This is a genomic window from Nakamurella sp. PAMC28650 (assembly GCF_014303395.1).
Classification (GTDB): domain Bacteria; phylum Actinomycetota; class Actinomycetes; order Mycobacteriales; family Nakamurellaceae; genus Nakamurella.
This window is the reverse complement of the sequence record NZ_CP060298.1, coordinates 1,668,183-1,691,577: the sequence shown is the minus strand read 5'-3', so window position 1 is coordinate 1,691,577 and position 23,395 is coordinate 1,668,183. Positions and strand designations below refer to the sequence as shown.

Annotated in this window: 27 protein-coding genes; 11 read left to right on the top strand and 16 right to left on the bottom strand. The window is 65.8% G+C overall.

Translation table 11 applies throughout. The annotated features are described in order from the left end of the window. Nucleotides 1–578: 578 nt before the first annotated feature. From H7F38_RS07635 to H7F38_RS26545, 3 genes are all read right to left on the bottom strand, one after another. Complete coding sequence (locus tag H7F38_RS07635; protein ID WP_187093552.1) at nt 579–773, bottom strand: hypothetical protein; 195 nt, start codon at nt 771–773, stop codon at nt 579–581. A gap of 85 nt (nt 774–858) precedes the next feature. Continuing rightward, entirely contained in the window at nt 859–1,515 is a 657-nt protein-coding gene (locus H7F38_RS07630) for a replication-relaxation family protein (protein ID WP_187093551.1), read from the bottom strand. A 112-nt stretch (nt 1,516–1,627) separates the two neighbouring features. After that, nucleotides 1,628–2,746, bottom strand: coding sequence for a type IV secretory system conjugative DNA transfer family protein (locus H7F38_RS26545; protein WP_370531342.1), 1,119 nt, complete (start codon nt 2,744–2,746; stop codon nt 1,628–1,630). A 233-nt stretch (nt 2,747–2,979) separates the two neighbouring features. Between H7F38_RS26545 and H7F38_RS26540 the strand changes: the two genes are divergently transcribed. Beyond that, nucleotides 2,980–3,450 (top strand): HNH endonuclease signature motif containing protein, encoded by a 471-nt coding sequence (locus tag H7F38_RS26540; protein WP_187093549.1) that lies wholly within the window; start codon nt 2,980–2,982, stop codon nt 3,448–3,450. A gap of 190 nt (nt 3,451–3,640) precedes the next feature. Next, nucleotides 3,641–4,426, top strand: a complete 786-nt coding sequence (locus H7F38_RS26535) for a hypothetical protein (protein ID WP_187093548.1) — start codon at nt 3,641–3,643, stop codon at nt 4,424–4,426. A 179-nt stretch (nt 4,427–4,605) separates the two neighbouring features. Here the strand turns inward: H7F38_RS26535 and H7F38_RS07610 are convergent, their stop codons facing one another. The 5 genes from H7F38_RS07610 to H7F38_RS07590 form a co-directional block, all read right to left on the bottom strand. Then, on the bottom strand, nt 4,606–4,860 hold the full coding sequence (locus H7F38_RS07610) for a hypothetical protein (RefSeq protein ID WP_187093547.1): 255 nt from the start codon (nt 4,858–4,860) through the stop codon (nt 4,606–4,608). A gap of 2 nt (nt 4,861–4,862) precedes the next feature. Then, complete coding sequence (locus H7F38_RS07605) at nt 4,863–5,303, bottom strand: hypothetical protein (RefSeq protein WP_187093546.1); 441 nt, start codon at nt 5,301–5,303, stop codon at nt 4,863–4,865. Between the two features lie 218 nt (nt 5,304–5,521). After that, nucleotides 5,522–6,382, bottom strand: coding sequence for an ATPase, T2SS/T4P/T4SS family (locus tag H7F38_RS07600; protein ID WP_255498283.1), 861 nt, complete (start codon nt 6,380–6,382; stop codon nt 5,522–5,524). Next, entirely contained in the window at nt 6,379–7,446 is a 1,068-nt protein-coding gene (ssd, locus tag H7F38_RS07595; protein WP_187093545.1) for a septum site-determining protein Ssd, read from the bottom strand. The genes H7F38_RS07600 and ssd overlap by 4 nt, the downstream gene beginning before the upstream one ends. 1,122 nt (nt 7,447–8,568) lie before the next feature. Beyond that, nucleotides 8,569–9,297, bottom strand: a complete 729-nt coding sequence (locus tag H7F38_RS07590; protein WP_187093544.1) for an oxidoreductase — start codon at nt 9,295–9,297, stop codon at nt 8,569–8,571. Between the two features lie 209 nt (nt 9,298–9,506). Here H7F38_RS07590 and acs point away from each other — a divergent pair, with 209 nt between their 5' ends. The 5 genes from acs to H7F38_RS07565 all read left to right on the top strand — a co-directional run bounded on the left by acs (nt 9,507) and on the right by H7F38_RS07565 (nt 14,785). Next, nucleotides 9,507–11,528, top strand: coding sequence for an acetate--CoA ligase (gene acs, locus H7F38_RS07585; RefSeq protein WP_187093543.1), 2,022 nt, complete (start codon nt 9,507–9,509; stop codon nt 11,526–11,528). 186 nt (nt 11,529–11,714) lie between these two features. Further along, nucleotides 11,715–12,440, top strand: a complete 726-nt coding sequence (locus H7F38_RS07580) for a hypothetical protein (protein WP_187093542.1) — start codon at nt 11,715–11,717, stop codon at nt 12,438–12,440. Then, the gene (locus H7F38_RS07575) at nt 12,427–13,005 is read left to right on the top strand and encodes a L,D-transpeptidase (protein ID WP_187093541.1); all 579 of its coding nucleotides are present in this window, start codon (nt 12,427–12,429) and stop codon (nt 13,003–13,005) included. The genes H7F38_RS07580 and H7F38_RS07575 overlap by 14 nt, the downstream gene beginning before the upstream one ends. 216 nt (nt 13,006–13,221) lie before the next feature. Then, nucleotides 13,222–13,707: a phage holin family protein gene (locus tag H7F38_RS07570; protein WP_187093540.1), complete on the top strand. Its 486-nt coding sequence runs from the start codon at nt 13,222–13,224 to the stop codon at nt 13,705–13,707. Nucleotides 13,708–13,720: 13 nt separating this feature from the next. Continuing rightward, entirely contained in the window at nt 13,721–14,785 is a 1,065-nt protein-coding gene (locus H7F38_RS07565) for an alpha/beta fold hydrolase (RefSeq protein WP_222618525.1), read from the top strand. A gap of 101 nt (nt 14,786–14,886) precedes the next feature. On the opposite strand, the gene H7F38_RS07560 is transcribed toward H7F38_RS07565, so the two are convergent. From H7F38_RS07560 to nth, 3 genes are read right to left on the bottom strand one after another with little or no spacing between them, the layout of a single operon-like run. Continuing rightward, entirely contained in the window at nt 14,887–16,071 is a 1,185-nt protein-coding gene (locus H7F38_RS07560; RefSeq protein WP_187093539.1) for a MarP family serine protease, read from the bottom strand. A 4-nt stretch (nt 16,072–16,075) separates the two neighbouring features. After that, nucleotides 16,076–16,894, bottom strand: a complete 819-nt coding sequence (locus H7F38_RS07555) for a CoA pyrophosphatase (RefSeq protein ID WP_255498282.1) — start codon at nt 16,892–16,894, stop codon at nt 16,076–16,078. Next, the gene (gene nth / locus H7F38_RS07550) at nt 16,891–17,694 is read right to left on the bottom strand and encodes an endonuclease III (RefSeq protein WP_187094544.1); all 804 of its coding nucleotides are present in this window, start codon (nt 17,692–17,694) and stop codon (nt 16,891–16,893) included. The genes H7F38_RS07555 and nth overlap by 4 nt, the downstream gene beginning before the upstream one ends. A gap of 159 nt (nt 17,695–17,853) precedes the next feature. Between nth and H7F38_RS07545 the strand changes: the two genes are divergently transcribed. Further along, nucleotides 17,854–18,090, top strand: a complete 237-nt coding sequence (locus H7F38_RS07545; protein WP_187093538.1) for a hypothetical protein — start codon at nt 17,854–17,856, stop codon at nt 18,088–18,090. Nucleotides 18,091–18,199: 109 nt separating this feature from the next. Further along, nucleotides 18,200–18,874, top strand: coding sequence for a Crp/Fnr family transcriptional regulator (locus H7F38_RS07540; protein ID WP_187093537.1), 675 nt, complete (start codon nt 18,200–18,202; stop codon nt 18,872–18,874). Here the strand turns inward: H7F38_RS07540 and H7F38_RS07535 are convergent. Genes H7F38_RS07535 through H7F38_RS07525 form a run of 3 tightly spaced genes read right to left on the bottom strand, consistent with a single transcriptional unit; the run spans nt 18,871 to nt 21,451 of the window. Then, nucleotides 18,871–19,824: a putative RNA methyltransferase gene (locus H7F38_RS07535; RefSeq protein ID WP_222618524.1), complete on the bottom strand. Its 954-nt coding sequence runs from the start codon at nt 19,822–19,824 to the stop codon at nt 18,871–18,873. The genes H7F38_RS07540 and H7F38_RS07535 overlap by 4 nt on opposite strands. Then, the gene (locus tag H7F38_RS07530; protein WP_187093536.1) at nt 19,821–20,672 is read right to left on the bottom strand and encodes an MBL fold metallo-hydrolase; all 852 of its coding nucleotides are present in this window, start codon (nt 20,670–20,672) and stop codon (nt 19,821–19,823) included. Before H7F38_RS07530 ends, H7F38_RS07535 begins: the two co-directional genes overlap by 4 nt. After that, nucleotides 20,672–21,451 (bottom strand): NUDIX domain-containing protein, encoded by a 780-nt coding sequence (locus H7F38_RS07525; RefSeq protein ID WP_255498280.1) that lies wholly within the window; start codon nt 21,449–21,451, stop codon nt 20,672–20,674. The genes H7F38_RS07530 and H7F38_RS07525 overlap by 1 nt, the downstream gene beginning before the upstream one ends. A 119-nt stretch (nt 21,452–21,570) precedes the next feature. Here H7F38_RS07525 and H7F38_RS07520 point away from each other — a divergent pair, with 119 nt between their 5' ends. After that, nucleotides 21,571–22,323: an MBL fold metallo-hydrolase gene (locus tag H7F38_RS07520; RefSeq protein WP_187093535.1), complete on the top strand. Its 753-nt coding sequence runs from the start codon at nt 21,571–21,573 to the stop codon at nt 22,321–22,323. A gap of 75 nt (nt 22,324–22,398) precedes the next feature. Here the strand turns inward: H7F38_RS07520 and H7F38_RS07515 are convergent, their stop codons facing one another. After that, entirely contained in the window at nt 22,399–22,854 is a 456-nt protein-coding gene (locus H7F38_RS07515) for a RidA family protein (RefSeq protein ID WP_187093534.1), read from the bottom strand. Beyond that, nucleotides 22,851–23,024 (bottom strand): hypothetical protein, encoded by a 174-nt coding sequence (locus H7F38_RS07510; RefSeq protein WP_187093533.1) that lies wholly within the window; start codon nt 23,022–23,024, stop codon nt 22,851–22,853. The genes H7F38_RS07515 and H7F38_RS07510 overlap by 4 nt, the downstream gene beginning before the upstream one ends. A 96-nt stretch (nt 23,025–23,120) precedes the next feature. Here H7F38_RS07510 and H7F38_RS07505 point away from each other — a divergent pair, with 96 nt between their 5' ends. Further along, nucleotides 23,121–23,390, top strand: a complete 270-nt coding sequence (locus H7F38_RS07505) for a hypothetical protein (protein ID WP_187093532.1) — start codon at nt 23,121–23,123, stop codon at nt 23,388–23,390. The last annotated feature ends 5 nt before the right edge of the window (nt 23,391–23,395 follow it).

Below are 23,395 nucleotides of genomic sequence, written 5' to 3'. Positions count from 1 at the left end.
ACTAGGCCGACCGCAGAGGTGGACGCGCATCCTGACGAATACGGTTTGATCGTGCGGTCAGCTACCTTGCGTGCTTTAGAGTACTTGTAGGTTCCCCTAGACTTCTCTGCCTTCTGATACGTCACTACTGCTCTTCTCGCCGCTGCCAGTTCCTGCATAACGGGCGTAGGATTGCCTTTAGCCTTAGCAGCGTCGGAAAGCTTACTCAGCCGCACCAGATCGGCCTTTAGCGCATTAGCGTTAGAACGCCGCGCTCGATTCCTGATCAGCTTTGCCTCGCCAGTGATCCGGTCCATGGGCGGATCATACTGGCAACCGGGACGCCGCGCCTGCTGAGACGGAGATGGATTTTGATGACTATCAACCCCTGGTGGTCGAACGTCTCGTCTAACGCAGGATCGCGGATGCCTTAGCTCAAAAGGTGCTCGCCTCTAGCTCTGGACAGCCCGTGAATCACCAAAATCTGAGCGACGCAAAAAATCGAGAAAAAATTTCCAGAATTTGAAAACTAAGTGTTTTTCCGTTTAACTTCCCCCTTGGACGGTGATAAATAACTTCGAACCCATCACCGTCTGTTTTCATCGACCGATCTTCAAGACCAAGGTCAGTAACACCACGGCCGCAATAGCGACGGGAACTAACTTTGTCAGAGCGTTGGTCAGAACATAGGACTTGCGCTTACGGCGGACTGGCGCGTAGGCGATCCGAGCTTGTCGTTTCTTGAAGGGCTTGGCGTCGATAATCTCGCCGGTGATTGTGTTGATGTAAGCCATGTGTCGTATCTCCATTACGTGCTTACATTATCTCAAAGATAAGCACCGGTGTCAACACTTTTATGGCTTTACCAAGGCATAAGCTCTATGAGTTGAGCAGCTGAGTAACGGCATCCTGAAGCGTTAGAACGTCGAACAACTCCGGTTCAGGCTCACGGCTGACCAACTGCTTGATTATGTTAACCCGCTCGCTATAGCGGTCTCTCGGAGCGAAGGAGACAATCCATAAAACCTTTGGAAATGGAGAAGTCGCCCTGTCGTAGGCTTGGGAGTATGCCCGTAGCTTTTTCATTAGCTGGGGCTTGTATTCCGTAGCTCGGTCTATCTCAGCGAAACAGCTGTACTTCCCGTTCTTCAAATCCAGCCGAATATAGGCATCGGCTTTCACTCCACCCCTCGGCTCTTCCGGTGTGAACTCCAGTAGTGAGCACTCGCCACGGGCTTCCGCCTCCGATAGGAGAACGTAGAGTTCGGAAACATCCAGTTGATGAAGGTCGATATTACGTGTCTTGGCTCCAGCCGGTTGATACACGAAACCAGAGCCAGAAGAGCGCTCAATCCGCGAGACGTACCCCTCCCCTACTAGCCTTGCTAGTACCCTTCTTGTTGTTACGTCTTTCGAATTTTTTCCTTCCAGCGACTCCACGAAGTGGAGTCGCTGGAGTTGCTGGGACGAGATGTGACGGAGGCGGTTGATGGAGTCGATGACAGCATGGTCGCGAGATGAGAGATATGTACTCATATGGAGCAACTCGCCAGCTGTTCAATCGCCCTGTTATCGCAGGTCACCGGGCTTGAGCGCCTTGCGCCACCGCAACACGTGTCGCAACAACAGCCGCAATACCAGATCAGCCTCATGGCATGTGACCGATCGACTGCTTGACCTTCTCCTTGACCCCGAACTTCGCCTCGAACTCAACTTCAACGTCAGCCACAGCTCGGCCGTACTTGTCACGTGAGGCTTGCCAAGCAGCTGTGCCGTGCGCAGTTCGTCCTGGGGGCCTAGACGTGGCCACAGTTGCTACGCCAGCAGTACCAGTAGGCGTCAGCAGCAGAGCAGCAACCTCGTGCTCATCAAGTCCTTGAAGGTTGCTCGCATCAAGGGGCTTGAAATCACGGGCCATCACTAAAGCATCGTCATAACCAAGCTTGAACACGATCTTCGATGCAGTATTTGCCTTGAACGCACTCAGTAGTGATGCAGGCTTGATCTGATCCACATTCTGGTTAGCGAGGATCACGCCCATACCGTAGCTGCGTGCTTGACTGAGTATGTCCTCTACTGAAGTAGCCGTGCCCATGAAGCGTTGCGCCTCGTCGATCATGAAGTACACCGGTTTGCGGGTTTTACGACTCTGTACCTCTTGCCACAACTGAGTCATGATGATCGAACCAAGCATACTTGCGGTCGTCTCGCCGATTTCTCTGGTTAACGGCACGATCAGAATCTTATTTTCGTTCACGACTTCACGTAGATTCAGCCCCCTAGCGTCACCGCTCGGCTGGCCGGTGATGTTACGAATGACGCTGAGTCCCACGAAGGCATCGAGCTTGTTCATGACGGAGTCGAAGTCGGAGGTCTTGTCGTCCTTGTACGTGGACCAGAACAGTTTGACGTCCACGCTGCCTGACTTCGCGGCGAGTGCGTTCCGGTATTTTGAATCGAACAGCATGTGTTTGACGTCGTAGAGGGTGAGCTTATTCAACGCGGCAGTCAGTACCGCATACTTCAGGATCATCTCCAAGCGCGGTCCCCAGGAACTTCCGTAAAGCGTTCTAAAGAGTCCCACGACTTGGCCGGCCGTCTGTTCTGGGTCAGGACCATCCAGAATGTTGAGGGCGATAGGCCAGTCCTTATCAAGTGGGTTGAACCAGACGACATCATCAACCCGCTTTTTCGGGATGCTGTCGAGTACTTGCCTCGAAAGGTCGCCTTTCGGCTCTATGAGAATGAGTCCATACTCCTGCTCCATGACCTGTGCGGCGAGATTGTGAAGGAGTGTTGATTTGCCGCTGTTGTGATGGAACAGACCTTCAGCGTAGTAGTTCTCTAACTCGGGTACATGAAAATCATAATAGTACTCATCCTCTACCCGTTCGACCCGATATGAGCTAAGATGGGAATAGTTAAACAAGGAACCAACGTGTGGGAAAAGCGTGGACCGTAACTCAGATTGCTCAGTGTATCTCTTTGTACCATCAGGGAATGAGCGAACTTCAGATTCAGAAACAAATGGGCGTGACAAGGAAGTCGACGAGAAAATATCTCGGTGCTGCTGGTCTACCTTCTCGCGGTCGAGGTTCGAAAGATTCCAGTAATCACTTCTGGAACGGTGGCCGTACAGTCGATAAGTCTGGGTACATCCTTTTGAAGGATGACGATCATCCTTATCGCAGCGCTGCTGGGTATGTTCGAGAACATCGGGTCGTGATGGAACAGGAGCTAGGCCGCTATCTCTCGCCGGGCGAAGTTGTTGACCATATAAACGGGGTGAAGGGCGATAATCGCCTTGAAAACCTTCGAGTTTTCCCGACCAACGCTGCGCACCTTGCAACAACTTTGAAAGGTCGTCGCCCGCAATGGTCGGAAGAAGGACGTGCGAAGCTTCTTGCTGCGCATAAAGCTCGTCACACTGAACGTACTGGCTACCATCCCATACTCGATGGTGACCAGTAACCGTGATGCTGTTAGTGCCATCGCTGACTCGGTACATGGGAACTTTTTGATATTTCACTGGTGCACAAGCAACGGCTACAACCACTTCTTCACCGTCAAGTGATAAAACGTGGAACGGAACGGCAGCTTCATGACGTTGACGTACGGTAAGACGTGAGTGGTCGATTGGGTCGATGATTACCGTGTCTGGATGAAGACAGCCGGTCGGACCGAGCACCCAAAGGTGACGGAGAAGACTCTCAGGAGCGATAGCCAACGGCCGGCCGTGCCCTGGGTAACTGGAAGTGCCGATCCGAAAGCCATCCTGTGGGATTCGTGCAGAAGCGACGAGACGTCGACCTTTACCCAACTCCATACCTGGAACCTGGGGCCCATCGATAGGCAATCCGGCGACGACAGGAAGATCAACGGCAGAGATATAACTCGGCCAGTACTCGATGGGCGCGGATCGGTTGGTGATCTTCGCCAGGCTGCCCTCAGAACGGAACGACCGAAAGACAAACACCTGGAGGCTGCGGTAAGCCGCGATAACACGCTTCATCAATTCGAGACCGCGGATAGCATTCGGTGCGGAGACTCCGAGTCGTCCAACGGCTCGGTACTCATCGTCAGAACCCGTTGGCGTAACCACCCACTGAACGATGACATAGTCTCCCTGTTGCAGCTGTCTCATACTCCCCAGCAAGACGCTTATCATCTTGTCGTCCAACTCCGCAGGCTTGCCATCCGGGCTTATCAACGTCTGCCGGACGCCGAGTTGAGCGCCATGAGTCCACTGGCGATTCAGCCCAATAGAGAAGTCCTCGTACTTCTTGAACCCGATGGACGGTATGACGGCTTGCAAGTGGCCAGCTACAACATCAGCGAGCTCGCTCGGGAAGCTGACGAAGTGATGAAGGCCTCGCTCGTTGCCAAGGATCTCAAACACCAGAGAGGGCCGAGCTCTGATGCTGTACTTTCGCAGGTGAGGGTATAATCCAGCCAAGGCCGAGAACAATCGAGTGGCTTGTTGCCGTGAAAGGTCATGCGGGAACGTCAACTCGTACGTGACAAGCTTGATGTCCATCTTGAATTGCTCCCAACGCCGGTTCAACGCCAACCCACAGAGAGTTAGCGCTGAACCAAAGGTAAAAGTGAGTAACCACAGCATGGTAACTACATATTATGCTGAATTCGCTTTTTTGCCTCTTCTAACAGGCGGGTCAACTCTTCTTCCGCCTGACGGTGACGCTCTTCGATGTCTTGTCGTTGCTTAGCGTGTTGCACATCAATCTGACGCTTACGCCACTTGTGGGCGCTCTTCGCGCCTGGAACGGTGTACTGGCGTCCAACACTTATCCGCCAACGGATGTAACCCCCACCGGCCATACCAATACCTAGAGCTATCAGCACTGCTACCCCGAAGCTCATCACTAAGCCATAAAACCGGTTGAGTCCAGGTATCGCCGATACACATCGGTGTACATGGCAACATCGATGCTCGTACAACGCCCGGATGCCATTTTCGCCTCGATCATGTCTTTCAAGGATTCCAGCGCTTGCATGCGCTGGATGGTCCTGCCGTTGAGAAAATGAAAGTCGACCTGCTTGAGGATCTCGCCGAGCTGCTTGCTGTAGACCTCTTCATCAGCGCGCTTCTGCAAGGTGTACCGGTCAAGACGGTTCAACGATTCCGGTACTTCTGGTGCCAACAACGGAAGCTGCTTGCGCCCTCCGTAGTAGTGCTCCACATCATCAGCACGCTTAGGGAGCGGCACCAACTCGTTGCTGGGTGTCTTCCCACCAGCCTGGTAGAACTCACCGAGTTCCTGCATCGACTCGGCCAGCTGTTCATCTCGCGGATTCGGCTCCATAACTGCTCTCCTTACGGAGCTTGAGGGACTCATGAAGACAGACTGCCGTCATCGAGCGGGGGGTGCACCCACTCACTCACTCTGTGGCTACTCACTCTATTAAGTACGGTCAGGTCTAAGTGCGACTGACCGTTGCCTCTCGGCTCAAGTGAGTGCGAGGCATACGGTACACGCGGAGTGACAGTTCCTGTGAGCTCGGTCTGATTCTCACAGCATCCTCACACGGTGATCGATGCGACCCGTTGGGTTGACAGCGTGACCACGATCCGGTCGGGTCGCATCCGCAACGCCTGCCGTACCAACTGACGGAGCTGCACGTTCCCGGCGCCCTCGACGTTCGCCGCCCTGGCCACCAACCGGATCAGATGCGGATGTGGCGGCCGGAGCTCCTCGGCATCCTCGACGGTGACCAGTCGCTCGGCCGGATCGACGGCCGCCAGCATGGCCCCGAGCAAGGTGGTCTTGCCGGACCCCGTCCCACCCGACACCAGAAACGCCAACCTCGCCGTCAGCACCGCGCGGACCACGGCCGGCGCCACTCCAGGGAGCGTTCCGGCGTCCGACAACGCCTGCAGGTCATGTGTGGTGGGTCGCAGGACACGCAGTGACAGGCAGCTCCCCGAGGCCGCGAGCGGCGGAATGACGGCATGCAGACGGGTCCCGTCGGCGAGCCGGGCGTCGACGAAGGGCTGCGCCTCGTCCAGCCGTTGCCCGGCCAGTGAGGCGAGCCGACGGGCCAGGCGCTGCACCGCCGCCTCGTCGGCGAAGGTGACCGGAGTGCGCTCCCAGCCCGCCCCGCGATCGACCCTGACGTCGTCGGGCGAGTTGACCACCACGTCCGTGGTCTGCGGATCGGCGAGCAGTTCGGCCAGCGGCCCGGTACCGACCAGCTCGCGTTCCAACTGCCGGATCAGCTTCAGCATCTCTGCGTCGGTGACCAGCACGGACGTCTCGGCCCGCAACGCGCGGGCCAGCGCGACTCCGGTCGGTTCGCTGCGCTCGCGGGCAAGGCGACGTTGGATGCTCTCGATCAGTTGCTCGGTGAGCAGCGCCGGGGCCACGCCGGCCGGGACGGTCACGAGACCTCCTGATGCAATCGGGCGAGCACGGTCCTGGCCGCTTTGACCAGAGGGCCATGCGTATCGGTGCCCGGCGCCCGTCCGTTCTCCAGGTCACGGGACAGGGACGGCTGCGGACGCATCCGGGCCAGCACGGGAAGCCTGAGCACCGCACCGATGTCGTCGGCCCCGATGCCACCGGGCGACGGCCCGCGGACCACCAGCTCGGGCGAGGCCCCGAGCTGCTGGAGCCGATCCGAGATCCGCGCTGCCGCGTAGCACCCCCGGACGTCGGCCGTGGTGACCAGCAGCACCATGTCGGCCTTCTCGATGACCCGGTCGCCCGCCTGGGTCGGGTGCCGCGGGAGGTCGACGACCGTCAGATCACCGGCCCTGCGTCCGGCCTCGATCACCACGTCCACCACACCGCCGGGGATCTCCCGGCCGCCCGATCGAGCGTGGCACAGCACGGCGATCCGACCGTGACCGAATGGGGCGGCCGGCAGAGCGCGGTGCAGTGCGTCCGGCGGGAGCCGGCCGGACGGCGCCGCCAGTTCGTCCCACCGGACGCCACCCCGGTCCTCGACCCCGAGCAGCACGTCGAGTCCGGAACCCCAGGGGTCGCAGTCGGCCAGCAGCACCCCGCGGCCGGCCCGCTCCGCAGTGGCCGCGAGCGCCGAGGCGAACACGGAGGCCCCGGCTCCCCCGCAGGCACCGATCACGGCCACCAGATGTCCGTCCCCCGGCCCCCTCGACATCGTCCCGGCCAGCAACTCGATCAGGCTCTCGTCGTCGTCGCCCACCCGCAGGCTCTGCTCGACCCCCAGACTCAGGCAGCTCTTCAGGTTGCCGGCGTCGGGCTCTCCCCGTCCCACGGCGATCACATGGCGGCGCGGCATCAACCGGGCACCGACGGCCTCTGGAACGAGTGCCCGATCGATCAACACCATCGCGGCGGCCCGCCAGGCCGTCCTTGCCCCCGGGTCGACGCTGTGCGCCACCTCGACGCCGGCCGCCGCCGCCACTCTCAGCAGATCGTCGAGCATCAGCTCGTCGCCGGTCACGATCAACGGTCGTGCATCCATCCGCCGTTCCCCTCCCCGTGACCCCTGGCACTCCAGACGGTCGGACCTCGACGCCCGGCCGGGCCCGATCGGATGATCGGACGCCTGCACCGTGCGGCCTCAGTCCACGCGTCGGCGGCGGCCTGCGCCAGCGCCGGATCAGGATTGTGGACAGCGAGCAGTATGGGGACAACTTGCTGGTGGACAGGTCCACCGGTGCCCCCGGTTCCACCCGCCCGATCGGTCGCCGTCGGCCCGTCAGATCCAAGGGCCTGCGCCGGGCGCTGCCGACCGGACCGGCGGACAGCAACATGCCGGACCGCAGTCGCTGCGGCCCGGCATCTTGGTCCTGCTGGAGTGAGGGGCGGCCCCCGCCAGGGGGGAGGGCGGGGGCCGCGGGGGTTCAGCTCCGGGGGGTTGAGCTGAACCCGGTGGCCGGTTTCCGGGGGGGTGGAAACCGACCTCCTCACTGTAGACCGCGGCGTGCAGGTCGTCACGTCCGCTCAGCTTTCATTTTGGGCATTCACATCAAAACCAAAGGAAAATGACCCATTCGGGCGAACGACTGAATCGGTCAGGGTCGGAGAACTCCGGTCCAGCTGTTGCCGAAAGCCGCTGGGCGCGGTACAACTGGTGTACGGACCCCCGATCGGCCAAGGACTGCGGTGGAGGAGAAACTACAGCCCACCCGCTGCGGAGCTTCGTACTCGGACCCCGGTACCCACTCACCGCTATGAACCGCGAAGGGTACGTCGTCAGGGCTTTACGCGAAACTCGCGAAGTCCGTCACCGACGAGTGTGGTGAAGCCTGGTAGTCGGCCAGCCCGAGTAGACGGCATCTCATCTTCGGATGGGATGCCGTCTTTGCGTTGTCGACGGAGCGACGACGAGCAGGATCGGGTCGTTCGAAATTCAGCCGTTCAGGCCTGCGTCGAAGCGGCGCACGCTCGGCGCAACTGAACCGCTTCAGCGCGTCGGTCGGCCGACTTCATGCAGACGCATACATGTACCTGTGGTGCAGCCGGCCCCCGGACGGCTTCCGTCCGGGGCGGTTCGAGGGGCCCATGGTGCGCGAGCGGTGGCGCCGAGGGCGGCGCCTCGGCCAGACAGGTTGCAGAGCATGCTGTTCGCCGCGAGCGACCGTCAGCCCGCCGCATCCGCGATGGAGGCACCCTCCCGGGCACCGCCGATCAGAGCGGTGCAGACATCGATGATCCATCCGGCCACATCGGAGCCGTCACCGAAGGCCGCCACCGACCGGAGGTAAGCAGATCCCACACGCAGATGACCGACTTCGGGCGTGGTGAGTCCATGTGGATCGAGCCCGGTACTGATCATGGTGAGCCGGGCGGCGGCCCTGGCCACCACGCCGTCGGCGGAGCCGAAGGGTTGCAGGTTCAGCAGCTCGCCGTGGACCACCGCCACCAGCACCGGCGCCGGCCACGGTGCGGTCAGCACCATCTGGCCGAGGCCGTCCAATCGCGACGACAGCTCAGGACGTCCGGGTGTCGGGCGGCCCAGTGCAGCCGGATCTTCCAGATCGGCAGCCGCCAGGGTGTGCAGGCGGGCCAGGGCCTGCAGGGGCGCCCGTTCCCAGACGGGGACCAGCGCACCGATCGCAGCCGCCACCCGCAGGGCGCCGGCCAGCACCGGATCCGTGATCGAATCCGCGTTCGAGTCGATCTCGCCGGAACCGCCGTCCAGGATCGCCGAGGCGCGGGCGGCGCGCACCGAGGCGGCCGCAGAGGTACGTGGCCAGCCCCGACGGTTCGCAGGATGCCGATGCACCTGCTCGATGGCCGATCTGGCCGCGGCGACCGCATCGCTCACGCCGGGGAGATGCGTCAGGTCCCGCCATTGCGTGGATGTCACCCGACCACCGTAGCCAGCCGCCCTGACGGGGCCACCCGGAGTGCCGACCGCGGGAACCCATCCCCACCCCGCCATGGCAGCGGGCCATGGCTGCGGATACTTTCGAGTCGGTAGGTCTGGGCTGACCCACGCGCCCGGATCGCGCTCGACCACCAGCCCGACGACCGCCATCACCAGCCGACAGCGCTGTCGAACGAGGAGACGCCCCGATGAACCAGACGCCGCAGCCCCCGGCAGATCCCTCCGCCACCCTGGACAACCTGCTGGCCGAGGACCGGACCTTCCCGCCCAGCGCCGAATTCGCCGCCGATGCCAACTTCACGGCCGAGGTGTACGCACGGGCCCGGAAGGACCCGGACGCGTTCTGGGCGGAACAGGCGAACAGGCTCACCTGGTCGACGCCGTTCACCGAAGTACTGGACTTCACCGGTGCGCCGCACGCCAAGTGGTTCGCCGACGGCAGACTGAACGTCGCCTACAACTGCGTCGACCGCCATGTGGAGAACGGCCTCGGCGACAAGGTCGCCATCCACTGGGAGGGCGAGCCGGGCGATTCCAGGACGATCACCTACTCGCAACTCAGGGACGAGGTCTCCAGGACAGCAAATGCGTTGGTGTCCCTGGGATTGCAGGCCGGCGACCGTGTCGCCATCTACCTGCCGATGATCCCGGAGGCCGTCTTCTCCATGCTCGCCTGCGCCCGGTTGGGCCTGGCGCACTCGGTGATCTTCGGCGGCTTCTCGGCCGAGGCACTGCGCACCAGGATCGCCGACGCGGACGCCCGCCTCATGATCACCGCGGACGGGCAGTACCGCCGCGGCGCCGCCGTCTCGCTGAAGGACGCCGTGGACGAAGCGGTCGCGACACCGGGCAGCCCGATCGAGCACGTCCTGGTCGTCCAGCGCACTGGAATCGACATCACTTGGGGTGCAAAGGATCTCTGGTGGCACGAACTCGTCGACGGGCAGTCCGCCGAGCACCTGCCGGAGGCGTTCCCGGCCGAGCAGCCGCTGTTCATCCTCTACACCTCGGGCACCACCGGAAAGCCCAAGGGCATCCTGCACACGTCCGGCGGGTATCTCACCCAGACCGCCTACACCTTCGACGCAGTCTTCGACCACAAGGCCGCCACCGACGTGTACTGGTGTACCGCCGACATCGGCTGGGTCACCGGACACTCCTACATCGTCTACGGCCCGCTGGCGAACGGCGCCACCGAGGTGATCTACGAGGGCACCCCCAACACCCCGCACGAGGGCCGCCACTGGGAGATCATCGACAAGTACGGCGTGACGATCTACTACACCGCGCCCACCCTGATCCGCACCTTCATGAAGTGGGGAGCCGAGATCCCGGCGAGGTACGACCTGTCGTCGCTGCGGGTGCTCGGCAGCGTCGGCGAACCCATCAACCCAGAGGCGTGGATGTGGTATCGGGTGAACATCGGCCACGAGCACTGCCCGATCGTCGACACCTGGTGGCAGACCGAGACGGGCGCGATGATGATCGCCCCGTTGCCCGGCGTCACCGCGACGAAGCCCGGTTCGGCAATGGGCCCGCTGCCCGGGATCTCTGCGCAGGTCGTCAACGACGAGGGCGTCCCGGTCGGCAGGGGCGAGGGCGGTTACCTGGTCATCTCCCAGCCCTGGCCGGCGATGTTGCGGACGATCTGGGGCGATGACGAGCGCTACCGGGAGACCTACTGGTCCCGGTTCGCCTCCCAGGGCTACTACTTCGCCGGAGACGGAGCGAAGTACGACTCGGACGGGGCGCTGTGGCTGCTCGGCCGGGTGGACGACGTGATGAACGTGTCCGGTCACCGGATCTCCACCACCGAGGTGGAGTCGGCGCTGGTCGCACACCAGTCGGTCGCCGAGGCCGCGGTGGTCGGGGCGAACGACGCGATGACGGGCCAGGGAATCGTCGCCTTCGTCATCCTCCGCGGAGACGCCACCAGACGGGTGGCCGAAGGTGGAGCGTCGGCCGGCGAGGACCTCATCGCCGAACTGCGCAAGCACGTCGCCACCCAGATCGGGCCCATCGCCCGGCCGCGCCAGATCATGATCGTTCCCGAACTGCCCAAGACCCGATCCGGCAAGATCATGCGTCGCCTGCTCCGTGATGTCGCGGAGAACCGCGACCTCGGGGACGTGACGACCCTGCAGGACTCGGCGGTGATGGGAATGATCACCTCGGGACTCTCGGGGGCCAAGACCGAGGACCAGGTCTGACTCGGCCCCGTCTGGCTCGGCGGGTCTGACTCGGCCCCGCTCGGTACGACGTCGGCCCCGCTCGTATGACGTCGACACCGCTGGTACGACGCTTGAGCGTCATACGGGTGGACACGCGGTCATACCGGTCGGACCTGCCGGCCAGGGGCTGTCGCTGGTGGTAACAGAGGGACTAATGTGACGTCCGTGATCAAGAAGCTGGCCCTGTCGGCTGCTGCCGTGGTGGCGGTCATCGGTGCCGTCTACGTGCTGCCTTCGGCGGGAGCCCGGGACCCGACCCAGCAGGGTCAGGTGAACCAGCGACACGGTGTCACCACACGAATTCAGAGTCCCGCAGCGTTCCCGAGCAGCCTGAGCAGTTCCGACCCGGTGATGGTGCCCGGTCTGGGCGCGTCCTCCGGGCACCCCTCGAGCGCGACCCCCGCCGGCCCGACGGTCGTCACGGCCACCAGGACTGCAGCGGCCGCTCGCCACCCCGCCCGACTCGTCGGCGCTCGCACCGAGCCCGCAGCCGGCCGCCCGCCTGGGCGCCACCCCGGGCTCCACCAGGACCTCGACCAGCCCGGAGCAGCCCTGGACCACGGCGTCATCCCCCAGGACGACGGCACCCGGACGCAACAGCGCAACCGTTCCCTCCGACACCGCCCCGAACAGCACTACAGTGCCGAAGCCCGCCGCCCCGGATACCACCGCCGCACCGCCGAGCAGCGCCCCGAACTCCAACCCCACGAACAGCAAGACCACGTACACCAAGACCACGAACGCCAGTACCGCGGCGCCGGCTCCGAGGCCCTCCTCTGCGACCAGGACGATTCCCCGGCCGGCACCGAAACCGGTGCCCGAGCCGGCACCGAAACCGATGCCTGCCCCTGCCCCGGCCAACAACTTCGGTATCGCGGTGAGCGTCGGTAACGCGACGCAGATCATCACCGTCCGGGCGTCGTCGCAGTACTCGACCACCGGCACCCTGATCGCATGGCAGAAGCAGTCGAACGGCACGTGGACCAAGAGGTTCGGGCCCGTCACCGCACACCTGGGCAGCGACGGCGTCGGTACGCCCAGCGAGTACAACTCGCACACCCCGCGGGGCACCTTCACGATCAGCCAGGCGTTCGGTCGGCAGTCCGATCCGGGTACGTCGTTGCCGCACACCCAGGTCAACGGCGACGACCGGTGGGTCTCCGACGTCAACTCCCCGGCCTACAACACCCTCCAGGTCTGCGCCTTGCAGAACTGCCCGTTCGACACCGCGGCCGGCGAGAACCTCTACGACGCCGGGTCCGTCTACAACTACGCGCTCGTGATGGACGTCAATCGGTGGCCGGCCACTCCGGGCGGCGGCAGCGCCTACTTCCTGCACGTCACCGACGGAACCGCGACGGCCGGGTGCGTCTCCATGGACGCCGGCGCCCTGGTCTCGATCATGCAGTGGCTCACGCCCGCCGGACATCCGCGGATCGCAGTCAACATCGGCTGACTCTGCAGTGGCGGTAGAGGCGGCGTCACCGGAACGCATCACCGGACCCGGTCGACAGACCCGGCAGTCCCGCCGACCGTAGGCCGCGGGGTCTGCGGACGATCCACGACCACCGACGTGGCACGATGAACGCGACCTCGGGTGGCAGAGCGGCAATCCGGGTACAGCAGCACCGGTAATTCCAGCAGACGAGACTTCGAGAGAGGGACGTGACCCATGTCAGGCACCCCGCAGCCGCCGATCACCTACGGCGGAACCACCCGCCGCCCGTCGATCCCTCTGGTGGCGGAGCAGGATGTCGATCCGTCCGCATCGATCGGCGCCTTGGTCAAGGACGCAACCGCACAGGTGTCCACGCTGGTCAGAGCAGAGATCGAGCTGGCGAAACTGGAATTGACCGCGTCGGTCAAGACCGCACTGACCGGGGCCATCTTCTTCATCCTGGCCGGCGTGATCGCCCTCTTCAGCGCCTTCTTCTTCTGGTTCATGATCGGCGAGATCCTGGCCATCTGGCTGCAGCGCTGGGCGGCGTTCACGATCGTCTTCTTCGCAATGCTGCTGATGGCCGGTGGCCTGGCATTCCTGGGCATCAGGAAGGTCAAGAAGATCAAGAAGCCGGAGCGCACCATCTCGAGCCTGACGGAAACCGCCTCGACGTTGAAGTCTGCGGCCACGCACGCCGAGCCGCCCGCCGTCCGTTGACCCTCCCCCCGTCGTGAGCAGTGACGAGCCGGACGAGCCGGCCCACGAGACACGGCGTGAGCACGACCTCACAACGCCTGCCGCGACCGGCCCTGCGGTGGGCAGCCTCGCCACCGGTGTGCCCGCGGCCGGCGGCCTCACCACCGGCGGCGTGACCATCAGCGGCCTCAGCACCAGCAGCCTCACCACGGACACTGCGATCGCCGGCGTTTCTCACCGGTCGGTCAGTGCCAACGGCATCAGATTCCATCTGGCCGAGGCCGGTACGGGCCCATTGGTCTTGATGCTGCACGGTTTCGGTGGGATCTGGACCAATTGGCGCAACCAACTGCCGGACCTCGCAGCGGCTGGTTTCCATGCCGTCGCAGCGGACCTGCGCGGGGCCGGGGGGTCCGACAAACCACCACGCGGCTATGACGCGTTCACCCTCGCGGCCGACGTCGCGGGAATGGTCAGAGCGCTGGGCGAACGCCAGGCCACGCTGCTCGGTCAGGGATACGGTGGGGTGCTGGCCTTCAACACGGCGATCATGTACCCGGAGCAGATCCGTTCCGTGGTGGCGATCTCGGCGCCGCACCCGATCCGGATGGCCAGGCTCCGCAGGCCGATCCGAACCGACCCCTACGGTCGACTTCTCACCTTCGCAGCCCTGCCGATCAGTCCGGATCGCCGGCTGGCGGCGGCCGGCGGGGCGATGCTCGAGCGGATCGTGAGATCCCACGCCGGGCCGGCCTGGGCGGCGTCCGCAGACTTCGCGGACACGATCGCCGGCATGCGGCGATCGATCGTCACCCCCGGTGCCGCCCATGGAGCCCTCGAGCCGTTGCGCTGGGTGGTCAGATCGCCCTACCGGTCGGACGGATACCGTCACCGCGAGGCGCTGCAACATCGGCTGACGGCACCGGTCCTGCATCTGGTCGGCGAAGGCGACCGCTTCACACCGGCCGGCGCTCTCCGCGGTACCGGTGAGCTGTGCGCCGGTGAGTACACCTTCCGGATCATTCCGGGCGTCGGCCACTACGCCGCCGAGGAAGCTCCGGATCTGGTACGCGCCGCCGTTCTCGATTTCCTCGGCTGACCGCTCCTCGTCCCGGGCCGACGGCCGAACCTCCTCATCCGGAGAGCCGTTCGATCAGCCGTACACATCACTCGGCCGTGCACGTCAATCGGCCGTGCACGTCAATCGGCCGTGCACCCTCCGGTCGCCACTGCCGTGCCGTCGACCAGTCCGGCCGCGATGACCGGTGCGGCTTCGGCCGCCGTCAGGGCGAATCCGATGTCCGGCTTGTCGATGGCGGCGCCGAACACCACACCGAGCACCGAACCGTCTGCGGCCAGCAACGGACCCCCGGAGTTGCCAGCCCTGACGTTGGCGCGGAGCGTGTAGACGTCACGGCTCACCGTGGCCGATGAGTAGATGTTGGGTCCGTTCAAGGTGATCTCGCTACGGATGCGTCCGGGTGTGATGGTGAACGGGCCGTCCAGCGGATACCCGGCCGGAGCTGCGGAATCCGGTGCCTGTCCCGGGGTCCGGGAGAACTTCAGTGGCGCCCGGGTCAGACCGGGGACGTCGAGCACGGCCAGATCACGGTTCGGGTCGAACACCACGACGGTCGCTGCGAGAGTGGCGTTGCCCTGCTCGACCGAGACCTGGTCGGTACCGGCGACGACATGCGCGTTGGTCAGCAACTTGCCGGGTGCGATGACGAAGCCGGAGCCCTCGATCCGCCGGGAGCAGGAGGTCGCGATCCCCCGGATCTTCAGCACGGACTGCCCGGCGGCCCGCAGCGCCGGGGAGGCCGAGAGCGTCGTATCCGGTACTCCGACCTGGACGTCTGGGGTGGGTGTCAGAGGATCGAGGATGGCCGGGAACCCGGAGTCGTCGAACAGTTGGCGCATGCGGGTGGAGACGTCCCGCACGCCGCTGGGCATCACCTTGTCGACGCGGGCCAGGACCGTCGACGAACGCACGGCCGAGGCGAGCCAGGGAAACGGAACCGAGCCGAGCGGCAGCGCTATCATCCAGGTCACCACCAGGACGGCCAGGGTGTGGCCGACCAGGCCGAGCCCCCGGTCGACGGCCTTCGCGGGCCGCCAGGTGACCCGGTCCGAGAGGGCCCGACCGACCGTGGCGCCGGCGATCTCGCCGATCCCGACCCCGAGGATCACGCAGGCGATACCGATCGCCACCTTTGCGGTGCTGTCGCTGACGTGACTCATCAGCAGGGGCGCGATCTTGATACCGATGACGGCACCACCGACTGCGCCGATCAGGGCGAACGTCGAGTTGACCAACCCACGACGGAACCCCGACCACGCCGCTCCCAGCAGGAGGACGATCACGAGGGCGTCGACGAAGTTCACGTTCTCAAGGACTCCCCATCGGCCGTTTCGTTCCCTGCACGGCGGTTTCCGGCGCCTGGGGCGGCCCGCTTCCGACCGGGGGCGGCCGGTCGTCGTCGTCGCCCAGATGGCCGGCTTCCGGATCGGGAAGCGATTCGGAGAGGTCCGGTAGGTCGATGTAGCGGTGCGGGTCCCACGGCACGGACCAGTCACCCAGATCCAACAGCACCTCGACGAGCCCGGCCGTGAACCCCCAGACCACCATGTCGGCCACCTCGAAGGCGGGGCCGACGTAGCCACTGGGATGACGCACCCGGCCCCGCCGGGCCGGATCGGCCAGCTCCGCCACCGGAACCCGCGCCACCGAAGCCGTCTCGGCCAGGTCGACCGGACCGACCGGCCCTGGCACTCGCCAGTAGGCCAGCACCGGAGACACGAGAAACCCGGTGACCCCCAGGAACAGATCCGGGAACAATGCCGCCGGGGTGACCGAGGAGGGATCGAGACCGGTCTCCTCGTTGCCCTCCCGCAGTGCCGTCGCCACCGGATCCTCGTCACCGTCCTGCTTGCCACCGGGGAAGGCCGGCTGGCCGGCGTGCGACCGCAGGGTCGAAGCCCTGGCCGTCAAGAGCAGATCCGGGCCCGAGGCACCATCGCCGAACAGCATCAGCACGGCGCTCCGCCGGGCCACCTGCGGGGCGCTGAGCGCGGGACGGGGCAGCAGATCCTCGATGGTGGCCTCGTCGATCCGGCCGACCATCCGGGCCATCCAGGCCGGCATGGCCTCGTCCGGCGCCAATCTCCGCCCGGTCCGGCGGAATCCCTCGTCGGCGCCCGCGGTCACTCGGCCTCCGCCAGTCCCACCATGGCCAGCAGATGGGGCCGTTCCTGACCGGCCACCAGCTTGGCCGCGAGGGTCGGCTCCATCGGCCCCGACCCCACCGAGGGACACAGGTCGGCAAGGAAGCACGCAGCGCAGGCCGGCTTCTTGGCGTGGCAGACGCGGCGGCCGTGATAGATCGCCCGGTGGGAGAACATCGTCCAGTCGGCCGGCGGGAGCATCGCGTTCAGTTCCAGCTCCACCTTCACCGGGTCGGTCTGGCTGGTCAGACCCCAGCGTCGCACCAGCCGGCCCAGATGCGTGTCGACCGTGATGCCAGGGACGCCGAAAGCGTTACCCAGCACCACGTTCGCCGTCTTCCGTCCGATTCCCGGCAACGTCACGAGGTCATCCAGATTGCCGGGAAGCTCGCCGTCGAACCGCTCCAGCACGCCCCGACCGAGACCGATGATCGAGTTCGCCTTGTTCCGGAAGAAGCCCGTCGTCCTGATCATCTCCTCGAGCTCGGCCCGATCGGCGCCCGCGTAGTCGGCCGGGCTCCGGTAACGGGCGAACAACGCCGGGGTGACCATGTTGACCCGCACGTCGGTGCACTGCGCGGCGAGGATGGTGGCCACCGCCAGGTCCAGCGGCGTGGTGAAGTCCAGCTCGCAGACCGCGTCGGGGAACTCCAGCGCCAGTTGCGCAGCGAGCTTGCGCGCCCGCCGGGTGCGGGCCAACGGCGTGAGCGGGGCGGTCGCCCTCTTGACCCTCGCCGGCTTGCCCGTGGCCGGCCGGCCCGACGCGGGCTTGCCCGTCGGCAGATCGTCCGTGGGCGGCTTTCCCGTCCTGTCCGCGGCCCCGACGGTTGGATCGTTCGCTGTGCTCGACACAGGAGTCAGACTCCCACAGCACACCGACGACCACCGTCCTGACCAGTCTTCCCCGACGGACGGCAGGCAGGGTGCGATGATGGTCCGATCATGACGGTCTTCCTGGTGCTCCTGTTCCCACTGTTGCTGATGGTGTTCGCCCTGCTGATGAGCCGGGTCGAGGACGGCCTCCGGCCCGCCGTCGTGACCGAGGACGAGGTCGGCGAATTTCTGGATCAGGCCCGCCCGGAAGAGGTCAATACCCTGATCAGGGAGGGTTGGACGGGGGCCCTGGCCCGCTTCCGACTCCGCCGCAGGCCACGGGCAAGAAAGGTGCGCAAGAGCTGACCCGGTCGCGGGCCGTGCGCCACGCACTACGCAAACAGCCCCCAGAGTGTGTTGGGGGGCCTCTGTCGTGGTGGAATGTGACGCACGCAATTGCTGACCAGGAGGACACGTGGAGGAAACCCTTGCCAGGGCCGGCATCTTCCAGGGGGTCGACCCCGATTCGGCGCTCGCCCTCGGGTCGCAGCTGGAATCGGTGGAATACCCACGCGGAAGCTCGATCTTCTCGGTCGGAGAACTGGGTGATCGGTTGTACGTGATCCTTTCCGGCAAGGTCAAACTGGGCCGCAACTCACCTGACGGCCGGGAGAACCTGCTCGCCATCATGGGGCCTTCCGACATGTTCGGCGAGCTCTCCGTCTTCGACCCGGGTCCGCGCACCTCGAGCGCGACCGCCGTCACCGATGTGCGGCTGGCCACCATGGATCGGGCTGCGCTGCGGGAATGGATCGGCAAGCGTCCGGAGATCGCCGAGCAGCTGCTCCGCGTGCTGGCCCGCAGGCTGCGCCGGACCAACAACAACCTGGCCGACCTCATCTTCACCGACGTGCCTGGACGGGTGGCCAAGGCGCTGCTGCAGCTGGCCCGGCAGTTCGGTCAGCAGGAGGGTAGTCACCTGCGGGTCACCCACGATCTGACGCAGGAAGAGCTGGCGCAGCTGGTCGGAGCCTCGCGCGAGACGGTCAACAAGGCGCTGGCCGATTTCGGCCACCGCGGCTGGTTGCGGCTGGAAGGCAAGAGTGTCGTCATCCTGGACGCCGAGAGGCTGTCCCGCCGGGCTCGCTAGACCATCTGCTTCTCGAAGATCGAGACCGTCACCTCGCCGGTGACGGTCTCGATCTCGTCCAGGCCGGCGATCTGGTCCTGCAGAGCCTCAGGTGTCAGGTGACGGACGCTGGGACCCATCCTGACGAGCGCGGACACGTCGGCCACGGCCAGATCCATCCGGAACGAGACATCCTGTCGATCGACCGGCGCGAGCAGACCCGTGAAGCTCTCGGCCAGTCGCTCGGCCTTCCCTTCGTCCACCGCCAGCAGATCCAGTTTGGGTCGCAGCTCCACCAGATGCGAGGGGGTCGGCGTCACCGCCACCAACCTTCCGCCCGGTACCAGCACCCTGGCGATCTCGGCCGGATCGCGCGGCGCGAACACGCTCAGCACCGTTGCCACCGATGCCGTCTGCAACGGCAGGACGGACCACGCGTCAGCCAGGACGCTCAGCACCCTGGGGTCTGCCGCAGCCCGGCGGGCCGCGTACCTCGACGAGTCCAGAGCGATGCCGGCCGCGCCGATGATGGTCCCGGTCGGGGGCCCGAGCGCGGCCCGCAGGTAGTAGCCGGTGCCGGCCCCGATCTCCAGTACCGGTCCGGGATGACCAGCGCCGTCCTCCCACCCGCCGACCGCACCCCCGCCGACCGCAGCCGCGCCGACCGCAGCCGCGCCGACCGCACCGGCGATCGGGGCGTAGTGCCCGCTTCCGAGGAAGTCGATCCGGGCCGAGACCATGTCGGCGGTGTCCCCCGTGTCGGTGCGGGCCCGAGGGCCGAGCAGGGCGACGTATCCCGCTCGCGCGACGTCGAAGGGGTGACCGGAGGCGCAGATCAGCGTCCCGTCGCGCCCGACGAGATGCGACCCGCAATGCGGACAGGCCAGCGCCTGCAGTGCGGCCGGTGGAAACAGGTGTTCCCGCACCGTCGGGTGATGCAGGGCCGACGGCCGGACGCGACCCGGCTTCACCCCCGTCCGCGCAGATACTGCAGCTGCGCGGCCACCGAGAGTTCGGCCGCCGGCCGCACCGTGGCATCGATGTCGGTGTAGACGAGGTCGGTGACCTGCCCGACCGTCGCACCGTCTCCGAGCACCAGAAGGGCCGCCCGAACGGATTCCAGACGTTGCTGCCGGTGTTCGCGGTACTGGTGACAGACGGCGGCCAGATCGGGCAACGCCGGGCCGTGGGCCGGCAGCACCATGACGGCCCCGAGACCGGCGAGCGTGTCCAGCGACTCCAGGTAGGAGCCCAGATCGCCGTCCGGATGGGCGATCACGGTGGTGCCGCGGCCCAGGATGGTGTCGCCGGTGAGCACCGCATCGGGGCCGCCCGGCTCTCCGTCGGAGAACCCCGGTAGGTGGAAGCAAACGGAATCGCCGGTATGCCCCGGGGTTGCGATGACCCTGACGACCATTCCGGCCGCCTCGATCTGCTCGCCGGGGACCAGTGGCGGGCCGCCGTGGCAGTGGGTCGGGTCGAGGGCTCGGACGGGCGCCCCGGTGATGTCGGCGAACCTCCGGGCCCCCGCCGTGTGGTCGGCGTGACGATGCGTGATCAGGATCAGTTCGACCGGACCCTCGCCGGCCAGCGCCTGGAGATGGGCCTCGTCATCCGGCCCTGGATCGACCACGACGAAGCCGATCGAACGCGGTCCGGCCAATAGATAGGAGTTGGTGCCGTCCAGGGTCATCGGACCGGGATTGTCGGCCAGCAGCACGCTGACGCCGGAGGTCACCCCGCGAACGCGTCCAGGTCCGGTCGGTATCGGCTGCGGTGTCGGCTGCGGCGCGGCTGTGTCGTGGGGTGGGCTGTCCATCACTGTCCTTGTCTGCGCAACCGGTAGACCCGTCCTGCGACCTCGACCTCGATCGGCTCGCCCGGCCTGCTGCTCATCACCGGCGTCAGCGGCGTGACGGTCCGGCTCTGGCTCATCGCCCACTGGACGGTGCCGGCCCGCTGCAGGTCGATCAGCATGGCCAGGGTCGGAGGCATCATCGCAAGTCGACCGGCCTCGTGTTCGGCGAGCAGGTCGACGGGCCGCGCCCACCGGCCCGACTCGGCCTCGGTGGTGAGCATCTGCGCCTGCTGCCCCTCCGGCTGGGCGGCCAGGAAGAAAAAGGTGTCGTAGCGCCGGGGATTTCCGGGCGGGGTGATCCAGTTCGCCCACGGCCGCAGGAGTTCTGACCTCAACTCGAGTTCGTGCGCGGCCATCACGTCCCGCAGGCTGCTGCGATGCTCGGCGACGGCGAGCCGGGCCGGTTCGCCGACCGGTCCGTCCGCCAGCAGCACGCCGGTCTCCTCGAACAGTTCGCGAACGGCCGCCACCACCAGCGCGGAGGCCTGAGCAGGTTCCTTCCCGAGAGCCGTTGCCCACCAACTGCTGTTCGGCCCCGACCAGGCCGGCGGGAGATGGTCGCTCGGATCGACCCCGCCGCCGGGGAACACGGTCACCGATGGTGCGAACGCCATGCCGGCGACCCGGTGCATGACGAAGACCTCGAGCCCGGAGACGCCTTCCCGCAACAGCATGACCGTCGAGGCCGGCCTGATCGCGGGACCCGCGTCTGCGACCGGGCCGGAATTGTCGGATACCACCGGATCACGCTAACCCGCCGGACGGCCGGCCCCCTACGGTGGGGCATATCGGTGCCCGCACCTGCCACCCGGCACCTGCCACCCCGCACCTGCCGCCCCGCACCTGCGACACTCCAAGCATGTCCAGAGTGCTGGTCGAGGTCGCACCCGGCGTCCTGGTGGCGACCAGTCGGCGGGACATCACCACGTCGACGGTCATCGTCGATGGTGGCACCACGCTGCTGGTGGATCCGGCCTGGGAACCGGACGAACTGGAAGCACTAGCAGATTGGCTGGAAGAAGCAGGCCTGACGGTGGCGGCCGGCTACTCCACCCATGCGCACCATGACCACCTCCTCTGGCATCCCGGCTTCGGCGGGGCGCCCCGGTGGACCTCTGCCGTCGCGGCCGAGACGGTCGCCGAGCACCGGGGTGAACTCGTGGAGCTGCTCGGACCCGACTGGCCACGGCAGCTCACGCCCCTGGTCGGGCAGGTACGTCCGCTGACCGGCGGCAGCATCCCCTGGCCGGGCCGGACGGCCGAGATCATCGTGCACGACGGACATTCCATCGGCCATGGCGCCGTGTGGCTGCCGACGTCCGGCGTGTTGCTGGCCGGTGACATGCTCAGCGACGTCGAACTTCCGCTGGCCGAGGAGACCGGCTTGGGCGCCTACGACGAGGCCCTTGACATCGTGCTTCCCTACGTCCGGCAGGCCGCCGTGCTGGTGCCCGGCCACGGCCACCCCACCACCACCCCGATGGACCGCTGGGCAGCCGACCGTCACTACCTGGACGCGCTGCTGCATCTCCGGCCGGTCGATGACGAGCGCCTCGGGCACCGCGGGATGGCGCAGGCCCACGCAGCGAACCTCGCCTGCCGTGGTCGGTGACGACGGCCGGGACCGGTCCATCGGGTACGTCAGGCGCGCGAACGCTCGAATCGCGGTCGTCGGGGCAGCGGCAAATCAGCGAACCTCGAAGATCGCTTCCACCTCGACCGGAGTGCCCAACGGCAACTCCGCGACGCCGACCGCCGAACGGGCATGCCGGCCGATCTCGCCCAGCACTTCCACGAACAGATCAGAGGCGCCGTTGATGACGCCCGGCTGAGCGGTGAAGCCAGGCGCGGACGCGACGAACCCCACCACCTTGACGACTCGGACGATGTGATCGAGGCCGACCGCGGCATGAGCGGCGGCCAGGACGTTGAGCGCAGCGAGCCGGGCGTAGCCCTTGGCGTCCTCGGGACTGACCTCGGCGCCCACCTTCCCGGTGGCGGGGAGCTTGCCGTCCACGAACGGCAGTTGCCCGGAGGTGAACAGCAGCGACCCGCTCCGAACCGTAGGGATGTAGGACCCGGCCGCGGCGGCCGGCGTCGGCAGCTCGATACCGAGCTCGGCCAGACGGTCCAGAACGGTCACGAGCGTTCCCGCTTCAGGTAGGCCACCAACTGCTCGGGATTGGGCCCGGGTACGACCTGGACGAGTTCCCAGCCGTCCTCCCCCCAGGTGTCGAGGATGGCCTTGGTGGCGTGCGTGATGAGCGGCACGGTGGCGTATTCGAACGTCCGCCGGGCGGAGGGTGAGGTCATGGCGACAACTCTAGGGCGTCGATCACAGGCTGATCGACGTCCGCTCGGTTCGACGGTGGCCCAGGGCCGCGGCGGCTCTTGTCTACTGTGGCTCGTGTGAACGGCAAAGTGGCTGTCCTGGACGGCTGGCACTGGGCCGCGGCGGGCGTAGAGGCGCTCCTGCTGATCGTCCTGGTGCTCCTGCGCTACGACACCCTCCGGGACCGCCCCGGCCGGACCCTCCGGCAGGCCACGCGATCGGCTGGCAAGCTGGCAGGGGTCATCCCGGTCGGCTCCGTCGTGGTGCTGCTCGTCCCGTTGTGGTCGGGCCTGATACTGATCGCCATTCCTGCGGTCGCTGTGGGCGTGATGGCGTTGGCAAGTTGAAAGGC